Annotated in this window: 17 protein-coding genes; 6 read left to right on the forward strand and 11 right to left on the reverse strand. The window is 68.8% G+C overall.

Annotation, left to right across the window (positions count from 1 at the left end):
• Positions 1 to 145 precede the first annotated feature (145 nt).
• A complete protein-coding gene (locus ACH4SI_RS01295) occupies positions 146 to 781 on the forward strand; it encodes a GntR family transcriptional regulator (protein WP_398291241.1) in 636 nt (211 codons plus the stop codon).
• On the opposite strand, the gene ACH4SI_RS01300 is transcribed toward ACH4SI_RS01295, so the two are convergent.
• From ACH4SI_RS01300 to ACH4SI_RS01320, 5 genes are all read right to left on the reverse strand, one after another.
• Positions 753 to 1166 carry a RidA family protein gene (locus tag ACH4SI_RS01300; protein ID WP_398291243.1) on the reverse strand — a complete coding sequence of 138 codons (414 nt, stop codon included), beginning with the start codon at positions 1164 to 1166 and terminating at the stop codon, positions 753 to 755. The two genes, ACH4SI_RS01295 and ACH4SI_RS01300, sit on opposite strands and share 29 nt — an antisense overlap.
• Positions 1126 to 1746, reverse strand: a complete 621-nt coding sequence (locus ACH4SI_RS01305; RefSeq protein WP_398291245.1) for a GntR family transcriptional regulator — start codon at positions 1744 to 1746, stop codon at positions 1126 to 1128. The genes ACH4SI_RS01300 and ACH4SI_RS01305 overlap by 41 nt, the downstream gene beginning before the upstream one ends.
• Positions 1747 to 1808: 62 nt before the next feature.
• A complete protein-coding gene (locus tag ACH4SI_RS01310) occupies positions 1809 to 3254 on the reverse strand; it encodes a GntP family permease (RefSeq protein WP_398291247.1) in 1446 nt (481 codons plus the stop codon).
• Between the two features lie 47 nt (positions 3255 to 3301).
• On the reverse strand, positions 3302 to 4579 hold the full coding sequence (locus ACH4SI_RS01315) for an MFS transporter (RefSeq protein ID WP_398291249.1): 1278 nt from the start codon (positions 4577 to 4579) through the stop codon (positions 3302 to 3304).
• Between the two features lie 46 nt (positions 4580 to 4625).
• Positions 4626 to 5366 carry a GntR family transcriptional regulator gene (locus ACH4SI_RS01320; RefSeq protein WP_398291251.1) on the reverse strand — a complete coding sequence of 247 codons (741 nt, stop codon included), beginning with the start codon at positions 5364 to 5366 and terminating at the stop codon, positions 4626 to 4628.
• A gap of 95 nt (positions 5367 to 5461) precedes the next feature.
• Here ACH4SI_RS01320 and ACH4SI_RS01325 point away from each other — a divergent pair, with 95 nt between their 5' ends.
• Positions 5462 to 6286: an amidohydrolase family protein gene (locus ACH4SI_RS01325; protein ID WP_398291253.1), complete on the forward strand. Its 825-nt coding sequence runs from the start codon at positions 5462 to 5464 to the stop codon at positions 6284 to 6286.
• Between the two features lie 411 nt (positions 6287 to 6697).
• Positions 6698 to 7495 carry a BTAD domain-containing putative transcriptional regulator gene (locus ACH4SI_RS01330; RefSeq protein ID WP_398291255.1) on the forward strand — a complete coding sequence of 266 codons (798 nt, stop codon included), beginning with the start codon at positions 6698 to 6700 and terminating at the stop codon, positions 7493 to 7495.
• Between the two features lie 48 nt (positions 7496 to 7543).
• Here ACH4SI_RS01330 and ACH4SI_RS01335 read toward each other — a convergent pair whose 3' ends face one another.
• The 6 genes from ACH4SI_RS01335 to ACH4SI_RS01360 all read right to left on the reverse strand — a co-directional run bounded on the left by ACH4SI_RS01335 (position 7544) and on the right by ACH4SI_RS01360 (position 13615).
• Entirely contained in the window at positions 7544 to 8281 is a 738-nt protein-coding gene (locus tag ACH4SI_RS01335; protein WP_398291257.1) for an SDR family NAD(P)-dependent oxidoreductase, read from the reverse strand.
• 132 nt (positions 8282 to 8413) lie between these two features.
• Complete coding sequence (locus ACH4SI_RS01340) at positions 8414 to 9646, reverse strand: class I adenylate-forming enzyme family protein (RefSeq protein WP_398291259.1); 1233 nt, start codon at positions 9644 to 9646, stop codon at positions 8414 to 8416.
• Positions 9647 to 9792: 146 nt separating this feature from the next.
• Positions 9793 to 10344: a methylated-DNA--[protein]-cysteine S-methyltransferase gene (locus ACH4SI_RS01345; RefSeq protein WP_398291261.1), complete on the reverse strand. Its 552-nt coding sequence runs from the start codon at positions 10342 to 10344 to the stop codon at positions 9793 to 9795.
• Positions 10345 to 10381: 37 nt separating this feature from the next.
• Positions 10382 to 11197: an MGMT family protein gene (locus tag ACH4SI_RS01350; protein WP_398291263.1), complete on the reverse strand. Its 816-nt coding sequence runs from the start codon at positions 11195 to 11197 to the stop codon at positions 10382 to 10384.
• The gene (locus ACH4SI_RS01355) at positions 11194 to 11781 is read right to left on the reverse strand and encodes an RNA polymerase sigma factor (protein ID WP_123098834.1); all 588 of its coding nucleotides are present in this window, start codon (positions 11779 to 11781) and stop codon (positions 11194 to 11196) included. Before ACH4SI_RS01355 ends, ACH4SI_RS01350 begins: the two co-directional genes overlap by 4 nt.
• A gap of 145 nt (positions 11782 to 11926) precedes the next feature.
• Positions 11927 to 13615, reverse strand: a complete 1689-nt coding sequence (locus tag ACH4SI_RS01360) for an FAD-binding oxidoreductase (RefSeq protein WP_398291266.1) — start codon at positions 13613 to 13615, stop codon at positions 11927 to 11929.
• A gap of 301 nt (positions 13616 to 13916) precedes the next feature.
• On the opposite strand from ACH4SI_RS01360, the gene ACH4SI_RS01365 reads away from it, so the two are divergent.
• From ACH4SI_RS01365 to ACH4SI_RS01375, 3 genes are all read left to right on the forward strand, one after another.
• A complete protein-coding gene (locus ACH4SI_RS01365; protein ID WP_398291268.1) occupies positions 13917 to 15380 on the forward strand; it encodes an MFS transporter in 1464 nt (487 codons plus the stop codon).
• Positions 15381 to 15470: 90 nt separating this feature from the next.
• Positions 15471 to 15914, forward strand: a complete 444-nt coding sequence (locus ACH4SI_RS01370; RefSeq protein WP_398291270.1) for a heme-binding protein — start codon at positions 15471 to 15473, stop codon at positions 15912 to 15914.
• Between the two features lie 90 nt (positions 15915 to 16004).
• A complete protein-coding gene (locus ACH4SI_RS01375) occupies positions 16005 to 16652 on the forward strand; it encodes a cupin domain-containing protein (RefSeq protein ID WP_398291272.1) in 648 nt (215 codons plus the stop codon).
• The last annotated feature ends 176 nt before the right edge of the window (positions 16653 to 16828 follow it).

Consider the following 16828-nt stretch of genomic DNA (forward strand, 5'->3'; position numbering starts at 1 on the left):
TGCACGAAGAAGGCGGTGCGCATCGTGGAGAACATGTCGAAGCCGGTGTCCTCGTACCCGCGCAGCCCCGGCGCCCCCTCGATGCCCGCGGCCGGTGTTCTAGGACTTCCGGTGATCGGGGTCCGGGACAGGCAAGGAGTTCGTTGTGGATGAGCCGCGGTACGTGGCGATCTCCGGCGACCTCATGAGGAAGATCGCCGCCGGACGGTGGGTCGTGGGTGGGCTGCTGCCCACCGAGCCCGAGCTGGTGGCCGAGTACGGCGTCTCGCGGGAAACGCTGCGGCGGGCGCTGCAGCGTCTGGAGGTGGCCGGTCTCATCTCCTGGCATCCGGGGACGGGTACCCGGGTGGAACGTGCGACACCGGTGGCCGCGTTCACCACGCAGTGGGGGAGCGCCGGGCATCTGACGCAATACGGCGAGGCCGCCGTGCGCAGCCTCGTGTCGGTGGAGCCGGTGACGGTGGACGCCGCGCTCTCCGCCGTCACCGGCCCGGCCGAGGGAGCCAGGCAGGTGTGCATCACCTCCACCCGGCGGGACCCCGGGAGCCCCGATGAGGTCGTGTCCTGGGCGCAGGTGTATCTGGGACGGACTCCGCGACCACGCCGAGCTGATGAACCAGCTCGGCGCCGACGGATCGGCGAACTGTGCGACCCCGCCCGTTACTTGGGCCGTGCGGCCACGATGGCGCGGGGTGTGGCCCGCACCCCTCGTTCCGCCAGCCGGAATCAGCGGGGCACATCGTCGACCGCCGTCAGCCGTCGAGTACGGCGTGGGCGCTGATTTCGATCTTCAGGGCGGGGCCGACCAGCGCGTTGACGCCGATGTGGGTCCGGGTGGGCCGGTGATCGCCGAAGAAGGCCGTGTAGACCGCGTTGACCTCGTCCTGCGCGTTCATGTCGGTGTTGTAGATGGTGACTTCGACGATGTCGTTGATCGTCCCCCCGGCCGCTTCGAGCGCCGTCCGGAGGTTCGTCAGGCAGGCCCGGGTCTGGTCGGCGATGCCGTCGGGTACGCGGAGTTCTTCCGGGTCGTGTGGGTGCTTGTGGACCAATGGGTAGGCGGTCGCGCCGGACAGCCATACATCCCGGCCTCCCTCGGTGACGATGGCGGGGGAGAAGGGCATCTCATCGGGGTCCGCCCCAGCGGTGATGTACTGCCTGGCCATGGTCGGACTCCTGAAGGTCGGGGTGGGCGGGTTCGTGTGGTGCGGGGCCGGCCGAGGCGGCGGTGGCGGCCGGGCGGCTGAATCTCTCCGGCCGCAGGCCGAAGGCGCACAGCAGCCCGGCAAGGACGGACAGCGCGGAGAGTTGCAGCAGGCCGGCCGTCCGCCAGCCGGTGTACCCGGCGAGTTGACCGAGGAGATAGCCGGCAAACGCGGCCGGGACGTAAATCGCGGTGATGAACAGCCCGGAGGCGCGGCTGGAGAGGTCGGCGCGTACGGAGGTGATGAGGTAACCGGCCAGGTTGACGAAGGCGCCGGCGCCGCCTCGTCCGCGCATCACCAGGCCGTCCCGCTCCAGCCGGGTGAGCGCCTCCCGCACCGGGGTGCGGCTCATGCCCAGCTCCGTCGCCAACTGCCGTTCCGACAGCTGGGTTCCGGGCGGAAGGGTGCCCGACGGCAACCGCTCGCGGATGCGCAGACCCGCCTCGTCGGTGCTGCTCGAAGGGGCGGTCGTCGATGCGCTCCAAGAGGTCATGGGAAGTACCAGGCACACCAGGCACACCAGGCATGCCACAATGCTCATGACAGGAATGCTTTCCACGGCGATCAACCTGCGCCGGGTGCCTTCTCCCAGGTCTTCAGGTCTCAGGCGAGGACCGACAGGAGCAGCGCCATCCCCAGGCCGAGCACGCTGACGAGTGTCTGCACGGCTGTCTGTGTCTTGGCGGCCTGGGTGAGGTTCATGCCGAAGGACTCCTTGACCAGCCAGAACCCGGCGTGGTTGACGTAGTTGAGGCCGAGGGAACCGGCGCCGATGGCGACCACGAGCAGGGAGGCCTCCAGGCCGCCGCCGGTGCCGATCAGCGGAGCGACGATGCCGGTGGCGGAGACGATCCCGACGGTGGCCGATCCGGTGGTCAGGGACAGCAGCAGGGCGATCAGCCAGCCCAGCACGATCACGTTGACGTGGGCACCCTTGGCCGCGGAGGCGATGGCGTCACCGATGCCGGCATCCTGGAGGACCTGGTTGAACGCGCCTCCGCCGCCGATGATGAGCAGGATGGAGGCCACGGATTTGAGGCTGTCGTTCAGCGAGGTGCGGGTCTCGTCGCCGGGGCGGTCCTGGTGGAAGAGGGTCACGCCCAGGGCGAAGAGGAAACCGCCGAGCATCGCCACCAGGGGTTCCCCCGCGAAGGTGAGGGCGGAGCGCAGCGGGCTGGACTCGTCGAGCACGGTTTCGGCCAGGGCGCGCAGCAGCATGAGCGCGACGGGAACGAGTACGGAGGCGACGGCCAGCCCGGTGGGTATGCCGGCGCGGGGCCGTATGTCGTCGCGCAGTTGGGCCCCCGGACCGGCCGGCGGGACGGTCGGCGCCGCCTCGGACCCGGCGGGCCGGCCGGTGCCGGTGAACTGGGCCACGAGCGTGGCATCCGGGCGTACGTCGGCCAGCCGGGGCGCGATCCAGCGGGCGTAGACGGGGCCGGCCACGATCACGGTGGGGATGGCGCAGACGATGCCGACGGCGAGGGTGAGGCCGAGGTCGGCGTGGAGGCCGGTCATGGCGGTCAGCGGGCCGGGGTGGGGAGGAAGCATGCCGTGCAGGGTGCACAGCGCGGCGATGGCGGGCACCCCGAGCAGGACGTACGGAGAGCCGTTCGTGCCGCCCCGGTCTTCCAGCCTGCGGGCCACGCTGAAGATCAGCGGCAGGAGCACGATGAGCCCGATCTCGAAGAACATCGGGATGCCGATGACGAAGGCGGCGGCGACGACGAGCCACGGGAGCCGCCGCGTGCTGGACCGGTCGACGATGGCGTGCGCGATGGCGTCGGTGGCCCCGGAGTCGGACAGCAGCCGTCCGAGCATGGCACCCAGCGCGAGGGTGAGGCCCACGTCGCCGAGTGTGCTCCCGGCCCCTTCCTCGATGGACTCCGTCAGCTTGGCGACGGGTTCACCGGCCGCGAGCCCGGTGCCGACGGCGACCACGATGAGCGCGACGAACGGATGGACGCGCAGCCGGGAGTTGATCAAATAGATCAACACGGAGAACCCCACCATGAGGGTGAGCAGCAGAAACCAGGCGTGGGCGGTCATACGGGGAGTGCCTTTCGATGTCCGGCCGTCAGCGGGCCGGGGGTGGTTCAGACCCGGGTGGGTTGTGGGGCCTGCTCGTCGTGCGGACGGGGCGCTGCCGGACGATCGAGTTCCCGATGAGAGGTCTCGGGGAGCAGGAGAGCGGCCAGTACGGCGATGCCGTAAGCCGTGCCGGCGAACAGGCCGATACTGGGGCCCACCCCGATCCGGTCGCCGAGGTAGCCGACGAGGGCGGGGAAGGCGGCCGCGACGATACGGCCGAAGTTGTAGCAGAAGCTCTGCCCGGTACCGCGAACGGCCGTGGGATACAGCTCGGCGAAGAGCGAGCCGAGGCCGGCGGGAATGCCCGCGGAGAAGAAGCCGAGAGGGACGCCGAGGAAGAACATCTGCGTGTCGGTGATCGGCACGAAGAGATAGCCGACGACGGCGATCAGGCACATCGCCGCGAAGAAGACGATGTTGCGGCGGCGGCCGATGCGGTCGGCGAGGTAGCCGGAGGCGACGTATCCGAAGAACGCGGCGGCGATGAACACGGCCAGGTAACCGCTGGTCTCGAGCACGGACAGATGATGCTCGGCGCGCAAGTACGTCGGCAGAAAGGTGGTCAGGGCGTAGTAGCCGCCGTGGCTGCCGAGACCGAGCAGGGCACCGAGAAGGGTGACCCGCAGCAGGTCGGGCCGGAAGATGCGCAGCAGCGAGACCCGGTTCCCGGACGTGGCCACCCGCTGCTGATAGATCGGCGGGTCGGTGACCTTGCGGCGGATGACGATGACGAGGACGGCGGGCAGCGCGGCCAGCCAGAACATCGAACGCCAGGCCCACTGCTCGGGGATGGCCGTGAACAGGAACGTGTAGGCGGCCAGGGCGACGCCCCAGCCCACGGCCCAGCCGCTCTGCACCGTGCCCAGCGCCCGGCCGCGGTGGCGGGTGCCCATGTATTCGCTGACCAGGACCGCTCCCGCGGCCCACTCGCCGCCGAAGCCGAAGCCCTGGACGCTGCGCAACACCAGGAGCTGGGAATAGCCGGTCGTGAAGCCGATCAGCACGGTGGCCGTGGAGTAGACGAGGATGGTCCACCGCAGGACCCGGACCCTGCCGTAACGGTCCGAGGCCCACCCGGCGAGCCAGCCGCCGATCGCCGTGCAGATGAGCGTGACGGAGGCCAGCTCGCCGGCGGCGCCGGTGCTCAAGCGCCAGGCGGCCATCAGGGTGGGCAGGACGAGCCCGAACATCTGGGCATCGGCCGCTTCCAGCGTCCAGCCTCCGAACGCGGCCCAGAGGGCTCTTCGTTGGGGTGTGTCGGTGTCCCGGTACCAGGCGAACATGGGCGGCTCTTTCTCGTGCGGGAGTGCCCGCGCCGGTGGGCGAGCGTCAGTGCAGGTCGATGCGGTAGCGGAAGGTGCGGGCCAGGCCGCGCGAGCGGCGGAATTCCAGCGGAGTGGCGTCGTGGGACCGGGCGACGCGGTCGATGACGACGACGGGGTCGTGGCGGGCGCACTGCAGGAGCAAGGCGTCCCCCGCGGTGGCCACGTCGACGGTCAGCTCCTCCGTCGCGGCCGCGACGATCTGCCCGCACGTGCGCTCGTAGAGGGGGTAGAGAAGGTCCCCCAGGTCGTCCTGGTCGATGCGCTCCATCGGTTCGAAGAGGGGGAGCGGCAGCCAGATGTCCTCGACCAGGACCGGTTTCTCCTCGTACAGCCGCAGCCGGTGCATATGCAGCACTTCGCTGCCGGCTTCGAGGTCCAGGGCGGAGGTGATGGCCTGCGTGCCCACTTGACGGGCGATGGAGAGGATGCGGCTCTGCGGGAATCCGCTCCCCGCGCTGCCGAACCGGAAGAACCGGAAGAGGGAAGCCGCCAGGGAAGCGCGCCGGACGAACGTGCCCGAACCCTGCCGCCGCTCCAGGAGCCCTTCCTCGACCAGGTCCCGGAAGGCCCGCCTGATGGTGCCCAGGGACACGTCGTAGTAGGCGACCAGAGTGGACTCGGCCGGCAGGGGCTGATCCGGGGCCCACTCTCCTGACCGGACACGTTCCGCGATCGCCTCACGAAGGCGGGCGTGCAGGGGAAGCCGTGGATCCGTCCTGGCGAGGGCGGCCTGACCTGGGCTCACGGCATCGTCAGGGGCGGGCGACATCGGCTGCATGCCCCACACCATGCCCCCCTTTCCGGCAGACGTCTAGTCCTCCATAGGACTATTCTTCTGAGGTGACTGCGACCAAGCCTGCCCTCGTTCCCGACGGAGCCGTCGATACGCACGCCCACGTCTTCACACGAGAGATGCGGTTCGCCCCCACTCGTCGCTACACCCCGGACTACGACGCGACGCCGGACGCGTACCTGGAACTCCTGGACGCTCATGGACTGGCGGCCGGAGTGCTGGTGCAGCCGAGCTTCCTCGGCACGGACAATTCGTACCTGCTGGACGCCCTGGGCAAGGCCCCCCAACGGCTGTGGGGTGTCGCCGTGATCGACCCCGGGACCCCTCGGGACGAACTCGACCGGCTCGCGCGGGCGGGCGTGTGCGGCATACGCCTCAACCTGGTCGGACGCCCGGTCCCGCCTCTCGACGAGGCCGTGTGGCAGCGCCTGGGCCGCGCGCTCGCGGTCCGGGATCTGCACCTGGAAGTCCAGGCGCGCGCGGAGCAGTGGGACGCGCTGTCGCCGTGGCTGCTCCGCTGGCCGGGAAAGGTGGTCGTCGACCACCTGGGCCTTCCGCTCGACACGACCCTTACCCACCCCGGGGCACAGGCGCTCGTTTCGCTGCTGACGGCCGATCATGTGTGGGTGAAGGCGTCCGCGCCCTACCGATCGGCCCACGTCGCTGCGTCGGCCATGCTGCACCACGTGCTCGAGACGGCCGGGCCGGCCAGGACGCTGTGGGGGAGCGACTGGCCCTGGACCCAGCATGAGGAGGGCCGGACCTACCTCGGCACGTTGGCCTGGCTCACGGAACAGCTCAGCGCCACGGAGATCGCCGAGGTGCTGTGCGCCAGCCCATGGAGGCTGCTCTCCCAAAGAAATCCGCATTGATTGATCGATCGCCGTCGGCCAGGATTTCTAAGTGTTCCCCTACTTCCGGGAGAGGTAAAATATATATTTTCCCTTTGTCGATCCTCCGTGAAGCAATGGGTACGTACCTGGCTGATTCGTTCTCCTTGACTCGATTCACTTCCCGGGACCCGGAAGTTCATGCTGTAGATTTCCGTCTGCCAATACGGCTTCGCCAGGTTATCCGGCCTGGTGGGAGCGGTTGCGTGCCAGAAAAACCGATTCAGGTGATTTTTATCCTAAAATGCGTTGCGGTGCCCATGATCGGCTACGTTGGTTGACACATGTACTTGGCGGTCGTACCGTCCCTTGCTAAGGGGATGCGGCAAATGCCTGCCCATTGCAGGCCTCTGAAAAAGCATTGCACTATATGCAACGACAGGGGGAGCTTGGATGGGAAATTCGTGGGAAAAGAGTGTGCAGGTTCTCGGTGCGATGCGCATCACTCGCGACGGCGAGGTCGAGAGCCTGACGTTGGCCCACAAGCCTCGTACCGTGCTGGCGATGTTGGTGGCTCACCCCGATCAGGTGGTGTCGCTGCCCACGCTCGTTCGTGAATTATGGGGTGACAACCCTCCGGCCAGCGCTCTGAGGGTTGTTCAGACCTACATACTTCAGGCGCGGAAGGCTCTCAGTCAGGCCACCCGGCTTCCTATCAAGGTCATCATCGAAGAGGCCCTCTCCACTCATGCCGGCGGCTACATGTTCAGCGAGTCGTTCGCCAGGCTCGACTACCACGTCTATCAAGAGCTGGTCGACTCGGGACGCAGGGCGCTGGTGAACGGTGATCTTGCCGCCGGGGTCAGCTGCCTGGGGGAAGCCCTGGGGATCTGGCGAGGGTCGGCGTTCGCTGATGTCGTCGTCGGAAGGATGCTGGAATCCCGCCGGCGACAGTACGAGGAGTCCCGGCTGGGAGCCTTGGAGACGCTGGCCGAAGCGAAGATCGGGAGCGGGCGCCACTTGGAGGTCACCGCGGATCTCGCCGCCCTTACCGCTGAGTATCCCTATCATGAGGGGTTGCACTCCCAATACATGCGCGCCTTGGAGAAGGCCGGGCGCCGGGCGCAGGCACTCGAAGTGTTCCATCGGCTGCGCGCCGGGCTCGTGTCCGAGCTGGGTATCGAGCCCGGCCAAACGATAAGCCGTGTGCAATTCAGCATTCTCAACTCCTCCCCGATCAACGGGGTCTGACGCGCCCGGATACGCCCGGTTCTCCGGCCCTCCCAAGATCCGCTCTTTTCAGGCGACGGTGTATCCGCCGTCCACGGCGAGGATGGCGCCCGTCGCATAACTGGCCAAGGGGTCGGTGAAGTTCAGGATCCACCATGCGATCTCTTCCGCCGTGCCCAACCGGCCCATCGGTATCTGCTCCTGGGTCTGGTGGACGGTCATCACCGCGCGATCATCAAGCGCGTTGTTTTTCAGGATCGGCGTCTCGATCGGCCCCGGAGCCACGGAGACCACCCGGATGCAGCTCCCGGCCAATTCGCTTGCCCAGGAGCGGGTGAAGAAGTCGAGCGCGGCCTTGGTGGCGCCATACACGGACAAGCCCGGCCAGCCGTGCTGGCCGATGGCCGCGCTGATGTTCACCACGGTGCCTTCCGCATGCTCCAGAAAGGGCAGCGCGGCCTGTGTGAGCAGCAGGGGAGCCCGGAGATTCACGGCGATGAAATGATCGAACTCCGATGGAGCGATCACGCCCAGGTGGGTCGGCCGGAAGACGCTGGCGCTGTTGACCAGGATGTCGATGCCGCCGAAGGCCGTCGCCGCCTGCGAGATGATCGCCTGGGGAGCGCCCAGCTCGCTGATGTCCACCGCCATCGGCCTGATCGACGGCCGCCCCTTCGCGGTCGCCTGAAGCTTTTCGGACGTCCTCCCCACGGCCAGCACATTTGCCCCGTGGTCAGCGAAAGCGTGCGCCGTGGCGCGCCCGATCCCGCTGCCGGCGCCCGTGATGACAACGGTCTTGCCGGTCAAGGTGGACTCCATCGAAAAGCTCTCCCTGGCTGCATCGGCAATGTGCTGTCACGGTAGGAACACCGTATGCGCCCGGGGGGTTGCGCACCGTTAAGCGGGACATCAGGCAGAAGTAACCACGGAGTAACTCTGTCAGCCCACGGGGTCGCCATTCCGCTCGAAGTGCCGGACCAGGGTGCGGTCGGCGAGCAGCATCTGGTCGAGACCGCGCGTGAGCGCACGCCGGTCGGCCAGCGGGTCGAAACGGCCGAGGACGCGCAGCGCTCCGCTCGCCGGATCCTGTTCCACCAGGTCACGGGTTCGCAGCCAGCCGGCCCGGGTGTGCTCACCATCGGGAAGGAAGCGGCCGGGAGGGCCCCCTTGCGGCAGATACGGAGAGCTGTCGAGGCGCACCTGCAACTCCCCGTCCACCAGCCGCAGTTCCAGGCCGGGCACCGGCATCCCGACGGTGTCGGGTCCGTACCAGCCGGTGGGGTCCGTGGCGATGATCCCGGTTTCCGTGGTGCCGTAGGCCTGCCCGATCCGTACCCGATGACGCTCGGCGAAGCGGGTGTACACCTGGTGGGCCATCTGCTCGCCGCCGGAGATCGCCAGCCGTAGCCGAGGTATCCGCAAGGGGCGGTCGATCTGGGTGAGAGCGGCGAAGTGCCCGGGCGACCCGAGGAGGGTGTCGGCCCCCGACCGGATGGCCGTGCGGAGGACGGTGCGGCGGCCCGAGTGGGGGGCGAACAGGATCGTGCTCCGGGTGCTCGTCGCGTACAGCACGCCGCCGACCAGGCTGAAGGAGTGCGCGAGCGGTCCGAGGACCAGGACCCGGGACCCCGGCTCGGGCATGCCGCCGACGGCCTTGAACCGCTCCAGTTCGGTCAGCAGTGACTCGGGGGTCCGGCCGATGGCCTTGGCGAACCCGGTGCTGCCGGAGGTGAACTGGATCAAGCAGTGATCGGTGGCGGCGGGGCGGCCTCCGCGGAGGCGGCGGACGAACACCTCGCACTCATCGTGGAAGGTCTCCTTGCCGTGGCCCGGCGCGTCGAAGGAGACGTGGAACTGCGGCCGGCACCAGTCCAGCTGGCGGGCCAGCTCCTTGCCGCGCACATGCGGCCCCATGAGCATGACCTGGGCGCCGCAGGACCACAGGGCGAACAGGGCCCACAGCTGGCTGAAGCTATGGGCGCCCTGCAGGGCCACGGTGTGTCCGGAACGGATCCCATAGGCGTCGAAGAGCCGACGCATCTGGGCGACCTGGGTCCGCAGTGTGTGATAGGTGACGCCATGCCCGGCCTGGGCCCAGAGGGCGCTGCCCGGTGGTGCGCCCAGCAGATCGGCGCCCCACCAGTCGGGCTCCGGGTCCACATATGCAGCCATGACGGGTTCCCCTTCCCGCTTCACCGCTCGGCGCCCGAGAGGACCTCATGCGCCGTCCCCCGGAAAAACACCGGAGAGCCGCCGAAGGTTGCATCCGGAGGGAATCGGTGTGCGGGGGAGGCGGCCGACGGCCGGGAGACTCCCCGTCAGGCCGCCCCTTCCGTCGCGAGCAGGAAGCGCTTGGCGGGGACACCGCCGGCGTATCCGGTCAGTGAACCCTTCGCTCCGACGATGCGGTGGCAGGGCAGCACGACGCACAGCGGATTGGAGCCGAGCGCCATCCCCACCGCCCGCGCGGCGCGCGGGCGGTCCAGCACGGCGGCCAGCTCGCCGTAGGTCGCGGTCCGGCCGTAGGGCACGAACGACTCCAGCGCGAGCACCGTCTGCGCGGTGAACGTGGAGGCGAGGGAGAGATCCAGGGGAAGGGAGAACGACCGGAGATTCCCGGCCAGATACGCGGCGAGCTGGGCGCGCGCCTCGGTCAGCACGGCCAGCTGCTCGGATGTCGCCTCCGCCTCCGTGCGGAACTCCACCGCGCTGCCTCCCGCGCGGGTGACGCGCCGGCGCACGGCCTCCGCGGTGTCGTACGCGCAGGCGAGCAACGCCTCATTCGTGGCCGCGAGGACGAGCCGGCCACAGGGGCTCGGCTCCTCGGCGAGCGCCACGGACGTCACCGGGGCACGGGCTTCGGACTGCATGGATCTCCTCCTTCTCCGCCTTTTCCGCGCCGGAGACTCAGACCGTAGCGGGACGACAGCTCTTGCAGGCACGGTAGCCCGCCTGCCGGGCATCCCCGGCGGTACGGAACGGCACCTGGTGCGGCCGGGTGATCCGGCGGGCGTGCGCACAGGTCGGATGGCAGTAGATCCGCGTGGTGTCGCTGCCGAGGAAGACGGCCCCGCGCTCGGTCAGCTCCTCCAGCCGGTGCATATCGATGCCCTCCGCGCTCCGCAGGGCATCCCCGACCCGCTCCGGATAGGCCGCGTCGCACGGCGCGCCGCTCTCATAGGTGACGCGGTGGCAGGGGATCAGCACGGGCACCGGGTTCTTGGCCAGAGCCTCGGTGATCGGCCGGGTGGCGGAGGGCAGCGACGCCTCTCGCGCGAGCCAGGTGATCGGCCGCAGCTGGCCGGAGGGGATGGACCGGACCGCGTGGAGCACGGCGCACTCCAGGTCGGTGAGGCCCCCCAGATCGATCGGCAGCCGCTTCGCCCGGCCGGTGCGCAGGGCGGGGCGCAGCCCGGGGAAGGGCACCGAGGCGCGGATGGCCGTCCGGCCGGTGCGGGCGTGATGCAACCGCTCGAATTCCTCCGAGCCGGTCACCATCGTGTCGCTGGCCGAGCCGGTCACCGCGTCCGGGCTGCAGGCCACATAGAGGCCGCCCGCCGCGCTGTCGAGATGGCTGTAGGTGTCGTAGCGCTCTCGCGGAATTCCTACGCGCTGCAGTACCCTCAGAGCGAAGTCTGACGGTGCGGGGGCCGCGAGATCGGCCAAGGCGTGCTCCAACTGTCCCTCCGCGGGCCGCTCTTCCTCATCATTCCGGTAGTTCATCTGGTCACCTCCCCCAACACCGCCGCCTCGGGTGTCAAGATCTCACGAAGCGTGCCGATCCCTCTGGATACCTGTGCCTTGACCGTACCCACAGGGCAGCCCTGGGCCTCGGCCATGTCGCTGTAACTCATCCCTATGACGTGGCGCATCACCACCGCGACGCGGTGCTTCTCGGGCAGCTCGGTGAGCGCCTTGACCAGAACCGTACGGTCGGCGGACGTCGCCGCCCGCTCCTCCGGTCCCGGACTCTCGTCCGGCCAGCTGCCGCAGGCGTCCTCCGCACGCGTGGCCGACACCGGGTGACGGACGCTGGTACGCACATGATTGCGCCAGACGTTCGCCGCGATCGTCATCAGCCATGCCCGGGGTTTCAGCTTGCGCCGGCGCTCCGGGGAGTAGGTCTGCAGCGCCGAATAGGCGCGTAAGAAGGTGTCCTGGCCCAGGTCGTCCGCCTCGGCGGCCGATCCTGAGACCCGGAACAGAAAGGCACGCACCGCCGAGGCGTGGACCCGGACCAGCTCCGTGAAGCCGTCATCCAGGTCAGACGCCAGGCGCTCGGTCAGCTGCTCCGCCATATCGTCCATCAGCTACAGAAACACCGGCACTTCCGCAATGGTTGCACAGCGCGGGCCGGGATGCCCCGGGAGCGGAGCCGGACCGGTATGCCACAGCACCGCACCGGCCGCCGGATCCGGCGGCCGGTGCGGTGTCAGCGCGCGTTCGTCCGGGTCAGCCGGGCAGCTGCACCGACTGGCTGTGCCGGAAGACGTTCCGCGGGTCGTACTTCTTCTTGACCGCCTGCAGCCGCGGGTAGTTGTCCTTGTAGTACAGGTCGTGCCACGGAACGTCCGACCTGTTGTACTTCGGGTCACCGAGGTCGATGTCCGGGTAGTTGACGTAAGCGCCGTCGGTGATGTCGTTCGGCACCGGCACGCCGCCGGTCTCGGCGTAGACCTCGTGATAGCAGTCCCGTATCCAGGCCAGGGACTTGGCCTCGTCGGCCGCTTCCGTCCAGTACAGCATCCACGACATCTTGAACGCCGAGCTGCGGTGCGAGGAGGCCGTCGCGTTCTGGGCGACCGCGTTGACCTGGCCGCCGAACGAGCTGAGCTGCACCGATGCGGTGGGGTTGTCGATGGCGTCGCTGGTCAGATGCTTGTGGAGCGCGTCAAGATGCGTGTCGGGGAAGTTGGCCCGCATATAGGCCGACTTGAAGTCTCCCTTCAGCGTCGGGTCGTTGAGGGTCAGGGTCGCGGTGCCGAGGTACCGGGTCGCCTGGAGCCAGGGCATGCGGCGCGGCTTCACCAGCTCGGGCATGGCGGCCAGCTCACCGGTCCTGGTGGTGGCCGCCTCGTGCGCGACGGAGACGCCCTTGCCGATGGCGGCCACGAAGTCCGCGAGCATCTGCTCGGCGTTCGGCACGGTGGCGTCCATCTGGGTGATCATCCCGATGGCGCCGTTCGACCGGTGATTCAGCCCCAGGTAGCTGCACATCCCGGCGTACGGGTCGCCCGGGGCGCTGTGCGCGACGTGCCAGGCGCCGTAGTTCTTCACCAGGGTGTCGAAGTCCTTGCGGGTGAGCGAGCTCCACGGCCAGGAAACGGCGTTGATGAGCACCTCGGCCGGAGGGTGGGGGAGCAGGGCGGACGGCTCGGAGCCCTTGGCGTCGGGGCTGCGGAACCAGTAGCGCGTGACGATGCCGAAGTTGCCGCCGCCCCCACCGGTGTGCGCCCACCACAGGTCGCGGTTCGGGTCCGACTCCTCCCGGGTGGCGACGACCGCCCGGGCGGTGCCCGAAGCGTCCACGACGACCACCTCGACCGCGTACAGATGGTCCACGACGAGGCCCAGCAGACGGCACAGCATGCCCCAGCCGCCGCCGCTGACATGACCGCCCGCGCCGACCTGGTGGCAGATGCCCGCCGGGATGACGACGCCCCAGCGGCGGTAGAGCGCCTCGTAGACGTCGAGCAACTGGCAGCCCGACTCGACCATGAACGCCTTGCGCTCGGCGTCGAAGGCGACCTGGCGCATCTCCGACAGGTCGACCACGACCTTCGCGTCCGGGTGATAGACGAAGTCCTCGAAACAGTGCCCGCCGCTGCGCACCGCGAGGCGCTTGCCCTCCTTCACCGCCTGCTGGGTGACCGCCACGACCTGGTCGGTCGTGGTGACCAGATGGACCTTCTCCGGCTTGCCTATGTACCGCTGGTTCCAGCCTCTGACCACATCCGCGTAGTTCCGGTCGCCGGGTGTGATCGCGACGCCGTCCCGCGCCGCCGCGGCACGCGTCGTGGCGTCCCGCGGCGTGGCGGCCGCCGCGGTGCCGGCCGCGCCGCCGAGCAGCATTCCTCCACCAACGGAGGCGCCCCCGTAAAGGAAACGTCGCCGTTCCATCCCGCCTCTGTCGTCTGTCATCGCATGGCCTCTCTGGCCGTCGTCGAGGAGGCTGTGAGCCGGTTCCGGCGCAGCACGCGACGGCCGCGGGCGACGCTACTTGCCGCCGAGCGGGACCCTCACCCGGAATATTGCTCCGCAATTTTCCGGCGGCAGCCGTCGGCCAGGCCGCTTCCGCGGCGATGCAACCCCCCGGCGCCCCGCGGTGTTTCTCCACCGTCGGATCGATCACGAGCCGCGCCGTGGGCCCTTGGCGGCCCCGGAACATCACAGCGGCGCGGTGCGAGCCGACGGACATGAGACGCCAGAGGAGAGGAAAACGATGACGGAGCTCGATGCCATCAGTGAGGCGCGGGACAAACCCGCCGAGGATCGGATGACGCCCCGGCACCGGCTCATTCTCGTCCTTCTGCTCGGTGCCCAGTTCATGCTCGCGGTCGACTTCTCCGTGCTCAACATCGCCGTGCCGACCATCGGGTCCGACCTCGGCTTCGAGCTGAGCACCCTGCAGTGGATCGTCACCGGCTTCATGCTGCCCGCCGCGGGCTTCACGCTGCTGTTCGGGCGCATCGCCGACCTCTTCGGCCGGCGAAACCTCTTCCTGGTGGGCATGGTCATCCTCGGCGTCGCGTCGCTGGTCGGCGGCCTCGCCCAGTCGCCCGGCATGCTCCTGGCGGGCCGCACCGGCCAGGGGCTCGCCACGGCCATGGCGACGCCCGCCGCGATGTCGCTGCTCACCACCTCGTTCCCCGAAGGCCCCCTCCGCCAGCGCGCCCTGGGGCTCAACGGCACGCTTCTCACCGGCGGCTTCGCGCTGGGCTCGGTGCTCGGCGGAGTGCTGACGGAGCTGCTCAGCTGGCGCTGGGCCTTCCTGATCAACTTGCCGGTCGTCGTGCTGATCCTGGTATTCGCCCCGCGCGTCCTGAGCGACAGCAGCGAGCGGACCCGCAGCCGCCTCGACGTTCCCGGCGCGGTCACGGTCACCGGCGGTCTGGTCAGCCTGGTCTACGGCATCTCCGCGACCGAGCAGGACGGCTGGGGAGACCCCGTCGTCATCGGCTGCCTGATCCTCGCCGCGGCGCTGCTGGTCGCCTTCTGGTTCATCGAGCTGCGCAGCTCCAACCCGCTGGCGCCGGTCAGCGTGCTCAAGCGGCCCACCGTGCGCTGGGGCAACTTCGCCGGGCTCCTCGTCGTCAGCATGCCCAGCGCGGCCGTCTTCCAGATGACGCTCTACCTGCAGGACGTGCTCGACTACAAGCCGCTCGCCTCCGGGCTGGCGTTCGGCGGGTCCAGCATCGCGGCCATCGTGGGCGGACTTGTCGCCCCCAAGGTGATCGGTGCCATCGGCAGCAAGCGCACCCTCGTCACCGCCCTCACCGTCCAGGGACTCGGCCTCCTGGGGCTGCTCACCGTGGACGAGGGCGCCGCCGGGATCTACATCGTTCTCGTCGCCGTCGCGGTCGCCTTCTTCGGCCACGCCATGGGTCTCGTCTCCTACACGGTCATCGCCACCTCCGGCCTGCCCAATGAGGAGCAGGGCCTGGCGACCGGTCTGAGCACGATGAGCCAGCAGATCGCCCTCACCCTCGGCACCCCGGTGCTGGCAGCCGTCGCGGTCTTCGGCGCCGACGCGACCGAGGGCGCGAAGGCGAGCATCGCCGAAACCCTCGACGGCATGCACCTGGCCGTGCTCGTGGGCGCGGTGGCGAGCCTGGCGGTCGCCGCTCTCCTGGCCGCCTTCTTCCGCTCCGGTGCCGCGGCCCGGAGCGAGGAGTCGACCGCCTGATCCCGTCCGGAGCCCGGCTCCTGCGCCCGCCCTGTTCTTTCTCCCCTGTTGTCCACTCCGGCTCCGGCCGGTCCTAAGAAAGGCACGCCCATGACCTCCTCTGTCGAGCAGCTCGAAGCCACCGTCGTCGAGACCCGCACGATCACTCTCGCCGGTGCCCAGCAGGGCATCACCGCGGCGCTGCGCAAGGCCGCAGAGCTGGGCGCCCGGGTGGCGGTCGTCGTCCTCGACGCGGGCGGCCACGTTCAGGCGCTGTCGCGCATGGACGGTGCCCCGGCCGTGGCCACCAGCGTCGCGCAGAACAAGGCGAGCACCGCGCTCGTCGTCCGTACGCCCACCAATGAATTCGCGGAGGCCATCAAGCAGGACTCGGTCCTGGTGAGCAGCCTGGCCAGCCAGCCCGGTATGGCGCTTTTCTCCGGCGGTCTGCCGCTGGTTTCCGACGGCACGCCGGTCGGCGCCATCGGCGTCAGCGGCGGAATGGGCGATGAGGACCTGATCGTCGCTCGTGCGGGAGCGGCGGCCATCGTCTAGCCGGACGGTGGTGGTGAATGCGAGGGCAAGAATGTGAGTGCGTGCCCAGGGCCTTGGCGCGCAGGCTGTAGTCACGTTGCGAGAAGCGTCGTGGACGAAGGAGAGATTCCGGTGAACGTCAGCCCTGGAGAGGTCTACGAGAACCCCCGTTGCGGCGAACGGATCGTGGTCCGCACGCCGGCCTCGGAAAGCGGGGGCAAGCGCTCGGTGATGGATCTGTATGTCGAACCCGGCGGCTTTGCCGCGGGTGTGCACATTCATCCGATCAGCCATGAGCGTTTCACCCTCGTGCGGGGAAAGCTCGCCGTCATCCAGGGCGGTCGCAAGACGGTGCTCGACAAGGTGGGACAGAGCATCCTGATCCAGCCGGGAATCGAGCACCGTTGGTGGAACCCGACGGGTGACAAGACCTACGCCATTTGCGAGGTCATCGGAAACGGGACGCGCTTCGAGCAGATGGTCATGCGTCAGCTCTTCTGTCTGGCTCAGGACGGAAAGACGAACGCCGAGGGGATGCCCAAGCTGCTCCAGCGAGCGGTGACTTCCCTGGAGTTCAAGGACGTGCTGCGGTTCGTCCAGCCGTCCTGGAAGCGGCAGCGCATTCTCTACGAGATCCTCGCACCGGTCGCCCGGCGCCTGGGGTACATGGGGTGCAATCCCGAGTACATGAATCGCAAGCCGTCGGAGGTGGCGGTCCTGGAGGACCTCCCCGAGGAGGTTTTGGCCTGGCACTACTGACCTGGGGTATGTCTCAGGTCTGACCTGGGGTTTCCCGGGCTGAATCGGCCGCTCGCAGATCCGGGAAGGGCAGCACGGACCATCAATTGGTCTGTGCTGCCTTTTTTCATGCTCCGAGTCAAGCGAAATGCTTAACTCCACTTTTCTAGACAGTTATTAGACGGCCTCTAGTGCCG

The sequence above is a fragment of the Streptomyces sp. NPDC021212 genome (assembly GCF_044332925.1).
In the GTDB taxonomy this organism is placed as follows: domain Bacteria; phylum Actinomycetota; class Actinomycetes; order Streptomycetales; family Streptomycetaceae; genus Streptomyces.